Genomic DNA, 15,895 nt, shown 5'->3' with positions numbered 1-15,895 from the left:
GTCAGTCGGCGAACTCGCTGTAGAGCGGCGTGGACAGGTAGCGCTCGCCGAAGCTCGGGATGACGACGACGATCGTCTTGCCGGCGGCCTCGGGCCGGGCGGCGATCTCGAGGGCGGCGGTCACCGCGGCGCCGGAGGAGATGCCGACGAAGATGCCCTCCTCGGCGGTGAGCCGGCGGGCCATCTCGACCGACTGCTCGGCGTTGACGTCGATGACCTCGTCGTAGACCGAGGTGTCGAGGATCTCGGGCACGAAGTTCGCGCCGATGCCCTGGATCTTGTGCGGGCCGGGCTGGCCGCCGTTGAGGATCGGGGACTCGGCCGGCTCGACGGCGATGACCTTGACGTCCGGCTTGCGCTCCCTGAGCACCTGGCCCACGCCGGTGATGGTGCCGCCGGTGCCGATGCCGGCGACGAAGTAGTCGACCTCGCCGTCGGTGTCGTTCCAGACCTCCTCGGCGGTGGTCTGGCGGTGGATGGCGGGGTTGGCCTCGTTGGCGAACTGCTTGGCGAGGATCGCGCCCTCGCGCTCGGCGGCGATCTCCTCGGCCTTGGTGACGGCGCCCTTCATGCCCTCGGAGCCGGGGGTGAGGACGAGCTCGGCGCCGAAGGCGCGCAGCAGCGCCCGGCGCTCCTTGCTCATCGTCTCGGGCATGGCGAGGACGACCTTGTAGCCGCGGGCGGCGCCGACCATCGCCAGCGCGATGCCGGTGTTGCCGGAGGTGGCCTCGACGATGGTGCCGCCGGGGGGCAGGGCGCCGGACTGCTCAGCCGCGTTGACGATCGAGACGCCGATGCGGTCCTTGACGGAGTTGGCCGGGTTGTAGAACTCGAGCTTGGCCAGGACCGTGGCGTTCAGGCCCTCGGTCACCCGGTTGAGGCGCACGAGCGGGGTGCGGCCGATGAGGGCGGTGACGTCGTCGTAGATGCGTGCCATTGGGGGTTCCTTCGCGTCGGGAGGTTCGGGTGCAGGGGCCACCGACGGTGGTGGCGGGGGAGCGCCGGGCATGCGGCAGGCCGCACGGTTGGAGCCGGGCGCTCTACAGACAGCGGTGGCAGCGGGAGGAGGCGGGGAGGGCGAGCACGGGCACGGCTGCGGCATCTCCTCTCACTGCTGCCGGGCCGGTCAGGTGCCGGCCGCGTTCCTTGAACCCTAAACCAGGCCCACAGGGCGATCAATCGGTGGCCGTATCGCGGGCGGACGTCCGGGCGCGGGCCGCGTAGGTGTTGAGGAGTGCGGCGCCGGTCGCGGCGTCGTCGACGGTGACGACGAGGTGCCGGCCCCCGGAGCGCTCGACGGCGATCGCCTCGCCGGCGCGGATGACGACCCCGACCGTGCCGGAGACGTTGGTGCGTAGCCCCCAGCCTCCGAACTCGGGGAAGGGGTTGACCGTCGTGACGTCGGCGCGCTCGACCTCGCCCGCCGGGACCTGGAGCCGGGGCCAGCCGAAGGTGCCCCGGGCCGTGAGGCCTCGCGCGTCGACCTGGACCTGCCAGGTGGTCATGGTGAGGACGAGGACGAGCACCGGGAGCGTGATGACGAGCGGCAGGACGGTGTCCGCGAAGAGCCACAGAACCACCCCGGCCACCGCGCCGGCGGCGACGACGACCCAGGTGACGGTGGTGCCGAGCCCCGCGACGCCACGCACCCACACGGCACGCTGCCCCTCGGGGAGCTCCGCCGTCGGGGCGCCGTCGGCGACCGCGCCGGTCGCGGGGAGGGCGGGGTCGGCCCCGGCCAGTGCCCCGGCGGCCGTGCCGAGCGCGAGGGCCACGACGATCGTGACGGCGAACCAGCCGTCGGGCGAGCCCGCGTCCGCGGCGGACGCGGCGTCGACCTGGGGGACGACACTCGCCAGCGTCATGCCGGCGAACATGACGGAGAAGCCCGTCGCGAGCCCGAGCACCATCCGGCGGTTGAGCGCCTGGCGGCCCGTGAGGACGGAGAGCGCCGCGAGGACCACGAGCGAGACGCCGCTGATGACGGCCATCGGGACGAGCAGCTCGCCGACCGAGCCGGTGCGGTCCACGCCCGACGGGCCCCAGTGCACCGCGACCTCCTCGGGCAGCCGGGGGACGAGCCGGGCGACGACGACCCACGCGGCGGCCGTGACGAGCACGGGGACGAGGACGCCGAGCAGCCAGGCGCGGCGGCGGTGGGGCAGGGTCTGGTTCATCGGGTCTCCTCGGTGGTGAGCAGGGCGGCGACGGCGGACAGCGGCAGCCCCAGGCGGGCCGCCTCGCGGCGGACGGTGGCGACGGCCTCGAGCAGCGGCGTGTACTGCTCGACGGCGTGGGCGGTGACGACGGCGCCGCGGCCGCGACGCAGCTCGACCAGCCCCTCGTCGCGGAGCAGCTGGTAGGCGTGCAGGACGGTGTGCTGGTTGACGTCGAGCGACTCGGCGAGGTCGCGTGCCGAGGGCAGGCGCTCGCCGCTGGCCACCTCGCCGCGGAGCACCGCCGTGCGCACCTGGTCCGCGAGCTGCTCGAAGAGCGGCAGCGGCGACGCCGCATCGATCCGGATCAACATGCTTAAACCATACTTGCTCTATCCCAACTAGAACAAGTCCCCAACCGCCGACAGCACACTTACCGCCGACAGCACAGTTACCGCCGACAGCACAGTTACCGCCGACAGCACACTTACCGCCGACGGTCGGATTCTCCGCGCGCCAGGTCCAGGCCGGAGAATCCGGCTGTCGGCGATGAGGGGGGTCGGAGGATCCGGCTGTCGGCGATGAGAGGGGGGCGATGAGGGGCGGTGCGCTGGGCTAGGCGGGGAGCTCGACGACGCGGGTGCCGGCGGCGCGCACCTCGGCCGCCCCGCCGGTGAGGCCGGCGACGGCGGAGGCGAGCGCGTCGTCGTCGTTCGTCGCGAGGGTGAGGGTCACGTGCTCGGCGTAGGCGACGTCGTCGACCACGAAGCCGAGCGCGCGCAGCTCGGACTCCACGCGGCCGGCGTCCGCGTGGGGGAGTGCGACCGCGTGCAGGCGGCTCTCGCGCTGGACGACGACGGGCGCCTCCTCGAGCGCGCCCCGCACGGCGTCGGAGTACGCGCGTACCAGCCCGCCCGTCCCGAGCTTGACGCCGCCGAAGTACCGGACGACGACCGCGGCGAGGTCCACCAGGCCGCTGCCGCGCAGCACCTCGAGCATCGGCATGCCGGCGGTGCCCGCCGGTTCGCCGTCGTCGGAGGAGCGCTCGACGAGGTTCGCCCCCGGGACGCGCACGACGAAGGCCGAGCAGTGGTGCCGCGCGTCGGGGAAGGCGTGCCGGGCGTCCTCGACCAGGCCGCGCGCAGCCGTCTCGTCGTCGGCGCGGCGCAACCAGGTGATGAAGCGGGAGCGGCGGATCTCCAGCTCGGTCGCGGTGGTCACGCCACCGGCAAGGGTGCGAACATCCATGGTGCGGCCATTGTGGACGCCCCGGAGGGGGCAATGTCACACCCGTACCGGGCACCCGGCATTGGACCCGGGCGGCTGTGGCGTGGCACGCTATACGACGGCAATCGTCTCGACCACGAAAGGAGCGGCAGGGCAGATGGCAGTTCCGAAGCGCAAGATGTCCCGTAGCAACACCCGCTCTCGCCGGTCCCAGTGGAAGGCGGAGCCCACCACGCTCCAGACCATCCGCGTGCAGGGCCGCGAGATCCAGGTGCCCCGGCGCCTGGCCAAGGCCTACCAGAAGGGCCTGGAGTTCGCGGACTGATCCGGTACTTCACGCAGACGGCCGTCACCCCTCGGGGTGGCGGCCGTCTCGCGTTCCCGGGCCCTGCTGCTCGAGCCAGACGAGGACGTCGTGGGGCACGTCGTCGCTCGAGACCGTCCCCACGTGCCCGCGGCCGGGGTAGGTGACGAGCGTGCAGTCCGTGATGCCGGCCGCGGTCTCCCGGACGGTCTCCAGGGAGAAGAAGCGATCCTCCTCGCCGGCGAGGAGCAGGACCGGTGCGGTGATCCGTCCGAGGACCTCGCTCGCGTCGAAGGAGCGCTCGGCGTCGGCCTCGACGAGCAGGTCGCCCGGCGGGGTCGCCGACCCGGAGACGAGCCGGCCCGCGACGGGGCCGAGGACCCGGCGTGCCCGCTCGTGCCGCGGCTCGGGCAGCAGGTACTCGAGGAAGACGGCGCCGGCCTCCGCGTCGCGGCCCTCGGCGCGCAGGCGCGCCCAGCGGGAGTCCACGTCCGTGCCCCACTCCTCGACCCGAGCGGCGGCACCGACGAGCACGACGGCGCTCGCGGTGTCGGGGTGGGTGGCGGCGAGATGCAGCGCCACCATGCCGCCGTAGGACGTGCCGAGCACGACGTCGACGGCGCCGCCCAGCTCCTCGCGGACGAAGCGTGCGTAGTCGTCGGCCATGTCGGCCACCGTGTGGCCCGGTGCCATGCCGCGCGGCCGGGTGACCGTCCAGACCGTGAACCCGGCGCGGACGTAGGGGCGCAGCTCGCGCTCGGTCAGTCGGCCCAGCAGCCCCTCGGGCAGGTCGCTGCCGGGGCCACCCGGGATGCTGAGGAGGGACCGCGGGCCGTCGCCGAGGGCGAGGAACTCCATCCCGCCGGCCGAGGTGCCGGTACGGCGGGGGACTGGGGGTTCGTTCGGACGGGCCGCCGCGACGACACCCGCCGCGACAGCGGCCAGGACCGCACCCACTGCCAGACGTCCGCGACCGTCCATCGGCCACCTCCCGGGGAGGGCTGCACCTGCACTGGTACGTGGAGCGGGTGACCAGAATCGAACTGGCACCATCTGCTTGGAAGGCAGAGGCTCTACCATTGAGCTACACCCGCAGCGCGCCGGTCTCCGGCGTGCAGCAACGAGTGTAACGCGCCCTGGGCGGTCGCCTACAATCGACTCGCGGCCACCGGCCGAACGGGATGTAGCGCAGCTTGGTAGCGCATCCGCTTTGGGAGCGGAAGGTCGCAGGTTCAAATCCTGTCATCCCGACCCTCGCCTGCGGCGGACGTCACCCCGGGCCCCCGCTCCCGCCGTCGCGGGCCCGCGCGGCGGTGCTCTACGATGGAACGCGCCTGTGCGCACGTCCGTCTGCCTCGGTTCGCGCACGCACAGCACCCGCACTTCCCCCGCGCGGGGGCGTCCCCAGGAACCGAAGAGTGGAGAGCATCGCAGTGAAGAGCGCCGTCGAGACCCTTGAGCCCACCCGGGCCAAGCTCACCGTCGAGGTGTCGTACGAGGAGCTCAAGTCGAGCATCGACCACGCCTACTCGCACATCGCCGAGCAGGTGAACGTGCCCGGCTTCCGCAAGGGCAAGGTTCCTGCACGCATCATCGACCAGCGCGTCGGCCGCGCGGCCGTCATCGAGCACGCCGTCAACGACGCGCTGCCGGGCCTGTACCGCGACGCCGTCGCCGAGACCGGCATCAAGCCGATCGGCCAGCCCGAGGTCGACGTCACCGAGGTCCCCAACCTCACCGGCGCCGTCGGCGGCCAGCTGACCTTCACCGCCGAGGTCGACGTGCGGCCGGAGATCACCGTGCCCGACCTGTCCACCTACGAGATCACCGTCGACTCCGTCGAGGTGAGCGACGAGGACGTCGAGCAGCGCCTCGAGTCCCTGCGCGAGCGCTTCGGCACCCTCGTGGGCGTCGACCGCGCCGCAGGCGACGGCGACTTCGTCTCCATCGACCTCAAGGCGACCGTGGGCGAGGAGGAGGTCGACTCCGTCACCGGCACCTCCTACCAGGTCGGCGCCGGCACGATGCTCGAGGGCATGGACGAGGCCATCACCGGCCTGTCCGCCGGCGAGAGCACCACCTTCACCACCACCCTCGTGGGTGGCGAGCGCGCGGGTGAGGAGGCCGAGGTCACCGTCACCGTCAACAGCGTCAAGGAGCGCGAGCTCCCCGCCGCCGACGACGAGTTCGCCGAGCTCGCCTCCGAGTTCGACACCATCGACGAGCTGCGCGCCGACCTGCGCGAGCAGGTGGCCAAGGACAAGAACGCGAACCGCGCCGTCGCCGCCCGCGACGAGCTGCTCGAGCGCCTGCGCACCGAGATCGACTTCCCCCTGCCGAAGAACGCGGTCGACGCCGAGATCAAGGCGCACCTCGAGGCCGAGGGCAAGCCCGAGGACGACCCGCACGGCGAGGAGGTCCGCGAGGACACCGAGAAGGCCATGCGCGACCAGTTCATCCTCGACGAGCTCGCCGAGGCGCTGGAGGTCCAGGTCGGCCAGAACGAGCTCCTCGAGTTCCTCCTGTCCACCTCCCGCCAGTACGGCATGGACCCCAACGAGTTCATCCAGTCCGCGGGCCAGGCCGGCCAGATCCCGATCTTCGCCGGTGAACTCGCGCGCAACAAGGCGCTGGCCGTCGCGCTGCGCAAGGTCAAGGTCGTCGACGGCGAGGGCAAGGACGTCGACCTCAGCGACTTCATCGGCTCGGACGACGACGACGCCGCTGCGGCAGCCGCCGCGGCCGCCGCCGTCGCGGACGCCGCCGAGCAGGCCGGTTCGGCCGAGAGCGCCGACTCCGGCGACAGCGCCGACTCGGCCGACTCCGGCGAGAGCGCCGACTCCGCGGACAGCGGCGACTCGGCCGACAGCGCCGAGTCCGCGCCCAGCGCCGACTGAGCTCAGTGATCCACAGGGCGGTGCCGACCGGCGCCGCCCTGTGGCGTACCCGGGCAGGGTGCGCCATGAGCGAAAACGCCCCGGAGGCGGCAGGAATGAGCCGCGGGCGGGGTTAGTGTCCTAGAAACATCGCCGCGGCGGGCCGGTCCCGACCGCCGGTGCCCGGACGACCAATGGGAGCGTGCACGTGAGCCAGCAGCCTCGAGGTGCCCACGAGGGCAACAGCCTCGGCCTCAGCGACTCGATCTACCAGCGCCTGCTCAGGGAGCGCATCATCTGGCTCGGCTCGGAGGTGCGTGACGACAACGCCAACGCCATCTGCGCCCAGATGCTGCTGCTCGCCGCGGAGGACCCCGAGCGCGACATCTTCCTCTACATCAACTCCCCGGGCGGCTCGGTGACCGCCGGCATGGCCATCTACGACACCATGCAGTACGTCCAGCCGGACGTCGCGACCGTCGGCATGGGCATGGCCGCCTCGATGGGACAGTTCCTCCTGTCCTCCGGTGCCAAGGGCAAGCGCTACGCCACGCCCCACGCCCGCGTCATGATGCACCAGCCCTCGGGCGGCATCGGCGGCACCGCCACCGACATCCGGATCAACGCCGAGCTCATCCTCCACATGAAGCGCGTGCTGGCCGAGATCACCGCCGAGCAGACCGGCAAGACGGTCGAGCAGATCAACCGCGACGCCGACCGCGACCGCTGGTTCACCGCGCCCGAGGCCCTCGAGTACGGCTTCGTCGACCACGTCGTCGAGTCCGCTGCCTCCGTCTCCGGCGGCGGCGGAACGACCGGCAAGTAGCGGACCACCGACGACCACCCAGGAGCACCAGTGAGCATCGAATCCCAGTTCATGGCCCGCGCCGGACGCCTCGACGGCTCCGCCCTCGCCGGGGGCCTCGCACCGGCCGCGCCGTCCGCGCGCTACGTGCTGCCCCAGTACGAGGAGCGCACCGCCTACGGCTACAAGCGGCAGGACCCGTACACCAAGCTCTTCGAGGACCGCATCATCTTCCTCGGCGTGCAGATCGACGACGCGTCGGCCGACGACGTCATGGCCCAGCTCCTCGTCCTCGAGAGCTCGGACCCCGACGGCCTCATCACGCTGTACATCAACTCGCCCGGTGGCTCCTTCACGGCGCTCACCGCGATCTACGACACGATGCAGTTCATCAAGCCGCAGATCCAGACCGTCTGCCTCGGCCAGGCGGCCTCCGCCGCGGCCGTGCTGCTCGCGGCCGGCTCGCCCGGCAAGCGGCTGGCGCTGCCGAACTCGCGCGTGATGATCCACCAGCCGGCGGTCCAGGGCGGCGGCTACGGCCAGGCCTCGGACATCGAGATCCAGGCCCGCGAGATCCTGCGGATGCGCGAGTGGCTCGAGGAGACCATCGCCCACCACTCGGGCAAGCCGATCGACGAGGTGCGCGAGGACATCGAGCGCGACAAGATCCTCACCGCGGCCGAGGCCCTCGAGTACGGCCTGGTCGACCAGGTGCTGGAGTCCCGCAAGGCGGAGACCCCGGCGATCAAGGCCTGAGCACCGTCCGAGCACGAGCCGCCGGCCGGGCAGCACGCCCGGCCGGCGGTGTCGTGCCGGACTGTGGACAGGTATCGACCGACACACCCCGGCCCGGCGACAAGACACGCGGGCCCGTCATGGTGTCCAATGGGACGAGAACCCCCACCGGTGAAGAGGAGTGAGCATGGCGCGGAGTGCTGAGGGTGCTGACCTGCTCAAGTGCTCCTTCTGCGGCAAGAGCCAGAAGCAGGTGAAGAAGCTCATCGCCGGGCCGGGGGTGTACATCTGCGACGAGTGCATCGACCTGTGCAACGAGATCATCGATGAGGAGTTCGCCGAGGCGAGCGAGATCGGCCTCGTCGACCTGCCCAAGCCGCGGGCGATCTTCGACTTCCTCGAGCAGTACGTCGTCGGCCAGGAGCCCGCCAAGCGCTCCCTCGCCGTCGCCGTCTACAACCACTACAAGCGGGTCCAGGCCGCCGAGAAGGCACCCGCGTCCGACGACGCCGTCGAGCTGGCCAAGTCCAACATCCTCCTCATCGGGCCCACGGGTACCGGCAAGACCTACCTCGCCCAGACGCTGGCGAAGATGCTCAACGTGCCCTTCGCCATCGCCGACGCCACCGCGCTCACGGAGGCCGGCTACGTCGGTGAGGACGTCGAGAACATCCTCCTCAAGCTCATCCAGGCCGCCGACTTCGACGTCAAGAAGGCCGAGAAGGGCATCATCTACATCGACGAGATCGACAAGATCGCCCGCAAGAGCGAGAACCCGTCGATCACGCGCGACGTCTCCGGCGAGGGTGTGCAGCAGGCGCTGCTCAAGATCATCGAGGGCACTCAGGCCTCTGTGCCGCCCCAGGGCGGGCGCAAGCACCCCCACCAGGAGTTCCTCCAGATCGACACCTCGAACGTGCTGTTCATCGTCGCCGGCGCCTTCGCCGGGCTCGAGGACATCATCACCTCGCGCATCGGGCGCAGCGGCATCGGCTTCGGCGCCACGCTGCGCTCCACCGACGAGGACGTCGACCCCTTCTCCGAGGTGCGCCCCGCCGACCTCCACAAGTTCGGGCTCATCCCCGAGTTCGTCGGCCGCCTGCCCATCGTCACGACGGTCTCCCCGCTCGACCGCGGGGCGCTCATCAAGATCCTCACCGAGCCGCGCAACGCACTGGTACGCCAGTACCAGCGGATGTTCGAGATCGACGGCGTCGAGCTCGAGTTCACCGAGGACGCCCTCGAGGCGATCGCCGACCTCGCCCTCCTGCGCGGCACCGGTGCGCGCGGCCTGCGCGCCATCATGGAGGAGATCCTGCGCGAGACGATGTTCGACGTCCCGAGCCGGGACGACGTCGAGAAGGTCGTCATCACCGCGGACGTCGTCCAGCAGAACGTCAACCCCACGCTCGTGCCGCGCGAGAAGAAGCGCCGTCCGCCTCGCGAGAAGAGCGCCTGAGCCCCCTCCCGCGAGGTGCGCGCCCGCGTTTCGTGGGTCACAGTGGACAGCACTGCACGCGATTCGAGTGAGGTGCTGTCACATGCAGATCGATTGGCTCACGAGCCAGGTCCCCAGTGGCGACGACGTCGTCACGGTCACCTTCGACGCCACACGCGAGACGGAGAACGGCTACCAGGCCGTCGTCACCCGCTGGCGAGATCTTCGGCGCACGCTGGAGGGCCGAGGCATCAGCGCCCGCACCCTCGACCACGTCGAGGAGCAGGTGCGGATCCCCACCCACGTGGCCGGGAAGCACGGCCGCACGATCGTGGCCGGGCCGGACGGCGTCGTCATCGACCGCGTGCTTCGCGAGCCGCCGTCGGACGACACGGGGGTCGTGGGCCTCGACGTCGTGTCGCTGGCGAAGGTCGCGGACGGCACCGTGTCCTACCTGCTGGCTGAGATCGACCGCACGGGGGCCGATCTCACCCTGCAGCGCCACTCCGCCTTCGAGTACGAGGCCGGGGACGAGCTGGGCAGTGTCGAGGGCGACCAGGACGTCATCAACAAGGTGCGCCGGGCGGGGATGGCCACCCGCCGGCTGCAGGCCCGCGCCGAGGACTCCTGGGAGCGCAACGCGGAGACGGTCGCCTCCGAGCTGGACCGGATCGTCACCGAGCGTCGGCCCGAGCTCCTGCTCCTCACCGGTGACGTGCGGGCGGTCGCGCTCGTGCGCGAGCGGCTGGGCGCGGAGGCGGGAGCGATCGCCACGGTGCTCGACGGCGGCTCACGCGCCGCCGGCGTCAACGAGCAGGCCTTCGACAAGAACCTGCACGAGGCGCTCGACGTCTTCCGCGCTCGCCGCACCGAGGAGGTCCTCGACCGTTTCCGGCAGGAGGAGGGCCGGGAGGGCACCGCGACGCAGAGCGTCGACGACGTCGTCGCGGCACTCGCCCGCGGCCAGGTCGCCGAGCTCATCCTGCGCGAGGACACGGTCGGCCGGAACTCCCAGCTGCGGCTGCGCAGCCTGTGGGCGGGGGAGGGGGCGCTGGAGGTCGCCACGACCCCGGCGCTGCTCGCCGACCTCGGGGTGACCGAGCCCCGGGAGGTGCGCGCGGACCTCGCGATCGGACGGGCCGCCGTCGAGCAGGGTGCGGGGGTGACGATCGCCGACGAGGCGAGCGCCTCCGAGCTCGTCGACGGCGTCGGGGCGCTGCTGCGGTGGCGTGACGCGTCCACGCCCAGCGAGCACGCCTACAAGGTGAGCGGGGACACCGCCCGCTCCTGAGCCGACGACGACGGCGCCCCCACCACTCGCGGTGGGGGCGCCGTCGCGTGTGAGACGCGGCGGGGACGGGCTCGTCGGGCGGCCTAGGATCGGCCCATGAGCGAGACCATCCCGGCCGAGCTGGCACGTGCCCGCGGCACCATCGACAACATCGACGCCGCCCTCATCCACCTGCTCGCCGAGCGCTTCAAGTGCACCCAGCGGGTGGGCCACATCAAGGCCGACCTCGGCCTGCCGCCGTCGGACCCCGCTCGGGAGGCGGAGCAGATCCAGCGCCTGCGGGCCCTGGCCGAGGAGGCGGGCCTCGACCCCGTGTTCGCCGAGAAGTTCCTGTCCTTCATCGTCGCCGAGGTCATCCGCCACCACGAGGCGACGGCGGAGTCCCGCCAGGCGGAGTGACCCCCCGCCCGTGCGGGCGGGGGGCGGCGCCGGTCAGGTGCCGTAGATGTCGTTGATCTCGCGCTCGAAGTCGGTGAGGACCTTGGCCCGCTTCACCTTCTGGCTCGGGGTGAGGTAGCCGTTCTCCATGGTGAAGTCGGTCGTCAGGACGTTGATCTTGCGGATCGACTCCGCCCGGGAGACGGCCTCGTTGGCGCGGGTGACGGCGCGGTCGAGGGCGGCGAGCACGCGCTCGTCGCTGGCGGCCTGCTCGACGTTCATCGGGGGCAGGTCGTGGTTGGCGAGCCAGCCGGGCAGCATGTCCTCGTCGAGGGTGACGAGCGCGCCGATGAAGGGGCGCCCGTCACCGACGACGACGACCTGGGAGACGAGCGGGTGGCCGCGCAGGCGGTCCTCGAGCACGGCCGGGGCGACGTTCTTGCCGCCGGCGGTCACGATGATCTCCTTCTTGCGGCCGGTGATGCGCAGGTAGCCGTCGGCGTCGAGCTGTCCGAGGTCACCGGTGACGAACCAGCCGTCCTCGGTGAAGGCCTGCGCCGTCGCCTCGGGGTTGTCGTGGTAGCCGCGGAAGACATGGTCGCCCTTGACGAGCACCTGGCCGTCCTCGGCGATCGCGACGCGCGTGCCCGGGTAGGGCGGGCCGACCGTCCCGATCTTCGTGAGCCCGGGCCGGTTGACGGTGGTCGGGGCACCGACCTCGGTGAGGCCGTAGCCCTCGAGGACGCCGACCCCGATGCCGCGGAAGAAGTGACCCAGGCGCTCACCGAGGGGGCCGCCGCCGGAGATGGCCCAGTCGAGGTTCCCACCCATGGCGGCACGGATCTTGCCGTAGACGAGACGGTCGGCCAGGGCACGCTGCGCCTTGAGGGCCGCGGACGGACCGCCGTCGGCCTCGAGTGCGCGCGAGTAGGTGATCGCCACCTTGGCGCCCCAGCGGAAGATCCGCTGCTTGGCACCGGAGCCGGCCTTGGCGTCGGCGGAGTTGTAGACCTTCTCGAAGACGCGGGGGACGGCGAGGAGGAAGGTCGGCTTGAAGGCGTCGAGGTCCGCGACGAGGTTCTTCGCGTCCGGGACGTGGCCCATGGTCGCGCCGGAGTACACGCACAGGACCTCGACGAAGCGGGCGAAGACGTGCGCGAGCGGCATGAAGAGCAGGGTGCGCTTGTCGCTGCCGCGCACCACCCCGGAGAAGTTCGGGTCGTCGCTGCCGTTGACGACGAGCGAGACGAAGTTGCCGTGCGTCAGCTCCACGCCCTTGGGCCGCCCGGTGGTGCCCGAGGTGTAGATGATCGTCGCGAGGCTCGACAGGTCGGTGGCCTCGGAGCGCTCGGTCACCCGTTCGGCGGGCACGTCGACGCCGTGGCCGATGACCGTCTCCACGGCGTTCTCGTCGAGGACGAGGATGTGCTCGAGGTGGTCCAGCCGCTCGAGCAGCGGCTGGAGGAGCGCGGCCATCGCCCGCGTCTCGGCGAAGACGACGCGTGCACCGGAGTTCGAGACGATCCACTCGGCCTGCTCGGCGGAGGAGGTCTCGTAGATCGGCACGGGCACGGCGCCGGCGGACCACGCCGCGAAGTCGAGCAGGGTCCACTCGTAGCTCGTGTGCGCCATGATCGCCACGCGGTCACCGGCCTCGACGCCCAGGCCGATGAGGCCCTTGGCGACGGCGGTGACCTCCTCGGCGAAGGTCTGGACGCTCACGGGGACGAAGCGGGTGCCCAGCGAGGACTTGCGCTCGAAGATCGTGTCGGCGGGGTCGCGGGCCAGACGGTCGGCCAGGACCCAGGGCAGGGACATGTGGGGCTCGATCCGCCCGACCCCGGGCGTGCTTGCCTCGGGACGCTGCTCAGTCATCGGTTCTCCTCGTCGCTCAGCGCTTGGCCGGGGGCTCGTCGAGCTCGTGGGCGCCGACGACGGCGTCCTCGAGCTCCGTGCGGCCCGCGATCTCCAGGTCGCCCCGGACCCGGCCGGCGGCGCGCAGGTCGGCCAGGGCGTGGCCGATGCGGTCGACGTCGGCGGTGGGCAGCTCCAGGCGCACCCGGGCGAAGGTCGTGCGCTGGGAGACCTTGGCCTCGGACTTCACCTTGCGCAGGGCCGCGAGGGCCTTCCCGGTGGCGTGGAGGAGGCCCGGGTCGGCGTCCGTCACGGCCTGGCGCAGCGGCGCGGCCGAGGGCCACGGCGCGGCGTGCACCGACCCGCTGCGCCACCAGCTCCACACCTCCTCGGTCGCGAAGGGCAGGAACGGGGCGAGCAGCCGCAGGACGACATCGGTCGTCACGGCCAGCGCCGTGCGCGCCGAGGCGACCTCGGTGGGCGTGTAGCCGGCCTCGGTCGAGCCGTAGGCCCGGTCCTTGACGAGCTCGAGGTAGTCGTCGCAGAAGGTCCAGAAGAAGGTCTCGGTCAGCTCCAGCGCACGGGTGTGGTCGTAGCGGTCCAGCGCCGTCGTCGCGCTCTCGACGACGTCGGCCAGCCCTGCGAGGAGCGAGCGGTCCAGCGGCTCGGTGACCGCGGAGACGTCGAGGCTCGCGGGGGTGTCCCCGCCCATGGTGAGCGCGAACTTCGAGGCGTTGAGGACCTTGATCGCCAGGCGGCGCCCGATCTTCATCTGGCCGGTGTCGAAGGCCGCGTCCGTGCCGAGGCGGGCCGAGGCGGCCCAGTAGCGGACGGCGTCGGCCCCGTGCTCCTGGAGCAGGCCGAGCGGCGTGACGACGTTGCCCTTGGACTTGGACATCTTCTTGCGGTCCGGGTCGAGGATCCACCCGGAGATCGCGGCCTCGCGCCACGGCAGAGAGCCGAACTCGAGGTGGGAGCGGACCACGGTCGAGAAGAGCCAGGTGCGGATGATGTCCTGGCCCTGGGGGCGCAGGTCCATGGGGAAGACGCGGGAGAAGAGGTCCTCGTCGCGCAGCCAGCCGCCGGCGATCTGCGGGGTGAGCGAGGACGTCGCCCACGTGTCCATGATGTCGACCTCGCCGACGAAGCCGCCCGGCTTGCCGCGCTGGTCCTCGGTGTACCCGGCGGGCACGTCGATGCTCGGGTCGACCGGCAGCATCTCCTCCGACGGCGTGAGCACGCGCTCGTGGTCGACCTCGCCGTTCTCGTCGACGGCGTACCAGACCGGGATCGGGACGCCGAAGAAGCGCTGGCGGGAGATGAGCCAGTCGCTGTTGAGGCCCTCGACCCAGTTGTTGTAGCGCACCCGCATGAAGTCGGGGTGGAAGTTGAGCTCGCGGCCGCGCTCGAGGAGCGCCTCGCGCAGGTCGCGGCCCGCGGAGTCGGTGCCGGGGCGGCCGCCGTTGCGGATGTACCACTGGCGGGAGGTGACGATCTCGAGGGGCTTGTCGCCCTTCTCGAAGAAGTTCGTCTTGCGCTGGGTGGCGACCGGCTCGCCGTCGAGGTCGCCGCTCGCGCGCAGCGCCTCGACGACCTCCTTGCGGGCGGTGAAGGTCGTCCTGCCGGCGAGGGACTCGGTCCACAGCTCGACGGCGGCGGGCTGCTCGAGCCACTCGGGCGCCTCGGCGAGGAGACGGCCGTCGCGGCGGATGACCGGGCGGGTGGGCAGGTCGAGCTCGCGCCACCACTGGACGTCGGTGAGGTCACCGAAGGTGCAGCACATCGCGATGCCCGCACCCTTGTCCATCTCCGCGGCCGGGTGGGCGAGCACCGGGACCTCGACCCCGAAGAGGGGGGAGCGGACCGTGGTGCCGAACAGCGGCTGGTAGCGCTCGTCGTCGGGGTGGGCGATGAGGGCGACGACGGCGGGCAGCAGCTCCGGGCGGGTCGTCTCGATGTACACCTTGCCGTCGGTCACCTGCTCCAGGCTCTCGCCGACGGCGGGGTCGGTGAGGTGGAAGGCGACGCGGTGGTAGTGGCCCGGGTAGTCGCGCGCCTCGAGCTCGGCCTGCGCGACCGCCGTCTGGAAGGTGACGTCCCACAGGCCCGGGGCGGCGGCCTGGTAGGCCTCCCCGCGGGCGAGGTTGCGCAGGAACGCGGCCTGCGCGACGAGCTGGGACTCGCGACCGATGGTCTGGTAGTGCAGCGACCAGTCCACGCTCAGGCCGAGGTGGCGCCACAGCGCCTCGAACTGCTTCTCGTCCTCCTGGGTGAGGCGCTCGCACAGCTCGACGAAGTTGCGACGGGAGATGGGCTGCTGGTCGGCGGCCTTGACGCTCTTGCCCTCACCGCCGTCGTGCGGGGGCACGAAGTCCGGCACGTAGGGGAGCGTGGGGTCCACGCGCACGCCGTAGTAGTTCTGCACGCGGCGCTCGGTGGGCAGGCCGTTGTCGTCCCAGCCCATGGGGTAGAAGACGCGCTTGCCGGTCATCCGCTGGTAGCGGGCGACGACGTCGGTGTGCGTGTACGAGAAGACGTGACCCACGTGCAGGGAGCCGGAGACCGTGGGCGGCGGGGTGTCGATCGAGTAGACCTGCTCGCGGGTGGCGGTGCGGTCGAAGGCGTAGGTGCCCTGCTCGGCCCAGCGCGCGTCCCACCTCTCCTCCAGGCCGTCGAGGCTGACCTTGTCCGGGACGGACGAGGTGGACAGCGGGGCGGCGGGGGTGGGGTCGTGCGCGTCGGTCATGAGACCCGATTGTTCCACGGTCCCGGAGGAGTGGGCTCACCCGTCCGCGGCGGCGCCGGTCACGCGGTGGGCGGGCTGCACCTGA

General features: G+C 71.8%; 14 protein-coding genes and 2 tRNA genes. 8 read left to right on the top strand and 8 right to left on the bottom strand.

The features are described from left to right. Position 1: 1 nt before the first annotated feature. The 4 genes from cysK to AA0005_RS13715 form a co-directional block, all read right to left on the bottom strand. Positions 2–937 carry a cysteine synthase A gene (gene cysK / locus AA0005_RS13730; protein WP_413450702.1) on the bottom strand — a complete coding sequence of 312 codons (936 nt, stop codon included), beginning with the start codon at positions 935–937 and terminating at the stop codon, positions 2–4. A gap of 238 nt (positions 938–1,175) precedes the next feature. Then, on the bottom strand, positions 1,176–2,177 hold the full coding sequence (locus tag AA0005_RS13725; RefSeq protein WP_413450701.1) for a DUF1648 domain-containing protein: 1,002 nt from the start codon (positions 2,175–2,177) through the stop codon (positions 1,176–1,178). Continuing rightward, a complete protein-coding gene (locus AA0005_RS13720) occupies positions 2,174–2,530 on the bottom strand; it encodes a GntR family transcriptional regulator (protein ID WP_413450700.1) in 357 nt (118 codons plus the stop codon). Before AA0005_RS13720 ends, AA0005_RS13725 begins: the two co-directional genes overlap by 4 nt. A gap of 241 nt (positions 2,531–2,771) precedes the next feature. After that, positions 2,772–3,404, bottom strand: coding sequence for an IMPACT family protein (locus tag AA0005_RS13715; protein WP_413450699.1), 633 nt, complete (start codon positions 3,402–3,404; stop codon positions 2,772–2,774). 136 nt (positions 3,405–3,540) lie between these two features. On the opposite strand from AA0005_RS13715, the gene rpmF reads away from it, so the two are divergent. Then, a complete protein-coding gene (rpmF, locus tag AA0005_RS13710) occupies positions 3,541–3,708 on the top strand; it encodes a 50S ribosomal protein L32 (RefSeq protein ID WP_413450698.1) in 168 nt (55 codons plus the stop codon). A gap of 24 nt (positions 3,709–3,732) precedes the next feature. Here rpmF and AA0005_RS13705 read toward each other — a convergent pair whose 3' ends face one another. Both AA0005_RS13705 and AA0005_RS13700 read right to left on the bottom strand, forming a co-directional pair. Then, positions 3,733–4,668 (bottom strand): alpha/beta fold hydrolase, encoded by a 936-nt coding sequence (locus AA0005_RS13705; protein ID WP_413450697.1) that lies wholly within the window; start codon positions 4,666–4,668, stop codon positions 3,733–3,735. Between the two features lie 39 nt (positions 4,669–4,707). Continuing rightward, positions 4,708–4,781, bottom strand: a tRNA-Gly gene (locus AA0005_RS13700). Positions 4,782–4,864: 83 nt separating this feature from the next. Here AA0005_RS13700 and AA0005_RS13695 point away from each other — a divergent pair. The 7 genes from AA0005_RS13695 (at position 4,865) to AA0005_RS13665 (ending at position 11,231) form a co-directional block, all read left to right on the top strand. Then, positions 4,865–4,938 (top strand) — tRNA-Pro (locus tag AA0005_RS13695). A gap of 167 nt (positions 4,939–5,105) precedes the next feature. Further along, positions 5,106–6,584, top strand: coding sequence for a trigger factor (gene tig, locus AA0005_RS13690; RefSeq protein WP_413450696.1), 1,479 nt, complete (start codon positions 5,106–5,108; stop codon positions 6,582–6,584). A gap of 187 nt (positions 6,585–6,771) precedes the next feature. Continuing rightward, positions 6,772–7,389 carry an ATP-dependent Clp protease proteolytic subunit gene (locus AA0005_RS13685; protein WP_413450695.1) on the top strand — a complete coding sequence of 206 codons (618 nt, stop codon included), beginning with the start codon at positions 6,772–6,774 and terminating at the stop codon, positions 7,387–7,389. 30 nt (positions 7,390–7,419) lie between these two features. Then, positions 7,420–8,124 carry an ATP-dependent Clp protease proteolytic subunit gene (locus AA0005_RS13680; RefSeq protein WP_413450694.1) on the top strand — a complete coding sequence of 235 codons (705 nt, stop codon included), beginning with the start codon at positions 7,420–7,422 and terminating at the stop codon, positions 8,122–8,124. Positions 8,125–8,290: 166 nt separating this feature from the next. Continuing rightward, entirely contained in the window at positions 8,291–9,562 is a 1,272-nt protein-coding gene (gene clpX, locus AA0005_RS13675; RefSeq protein ID WP_413450693.1) for an ATP-dependent Clp protease ATP-binding subunit ClpX, read from the top strand. Between the two features lie 82 nt (positions 9,563–9,644). Continuing rightward, positions 9,645–10,832, top strand: a complete 1,188-nt coding sequence (locus tag AA0005_RS13670; RefSeq protein ID WP_413450692.1) for a Vms1/Ankzf1 family peptidyl-tRNA hydrolase — start codon at positions 9,645–9,647, stop codon at positions 10,830–10,832. A gap of 96 nt (positions 10,833–10,928) precedes the next feature. Further along, on the top strand, positions 10,929–11,231 hold the full coding sequence (locus tag AA0005_RS13665) for a chorismate mutase (protein ID WP_413450691.1): 303 nt from the start codon (positions 10,929–10,931) through the stop codon (positions 11,229–11,231). A 33-nt stretch (positions 11,232–11,264) separates the two neighbouring features. On the opposite strand, the gene AA0005_RS13660 is transcribed toward AA0005_RS13665, so the two are convergent. Together AA0005_RS13660 and valS are read right to left on the bottom strand one after the other, a co-directional pair. Then, complete coding sequence (locus AA0005_RS13660; protein WP_413450690.1) at positions 11,265–13,085, bottom strand: AMP-dependent synthetase/ligase; 1,821 nt, start codon at positions 13,083–13,085, stop codon at positions 11,265–11,267. 16 nt (positions 13,086–13,101) lie between these two features. Next, on the bottom strand, positions 13,102–15,810 hold the full coding sequence (gene valS, locus AA0005_RS13655) for a valine--tRNA ligase (protein ID WP_413450689.1): 2,709 nt from the start codon (positions 15,808–15,810) through the stop codon (positions 13,102–13,104). Between the last annotated feature and the right edge of the window lie 85 nt (positions 15,811–15,895).

This window comes from Georgenia phoenicis (assembly GCF_047302425.1).
In the GTDB taxonomy this organism is placed as follows: Bacteria; Actinomycetota; Actinomycetes; order Actinomycetales; family Actinomycetaceae; genus Oceanitalea.
This window is presented reverse-complemented; position numbering and strand designations above follow the sequence as displayed.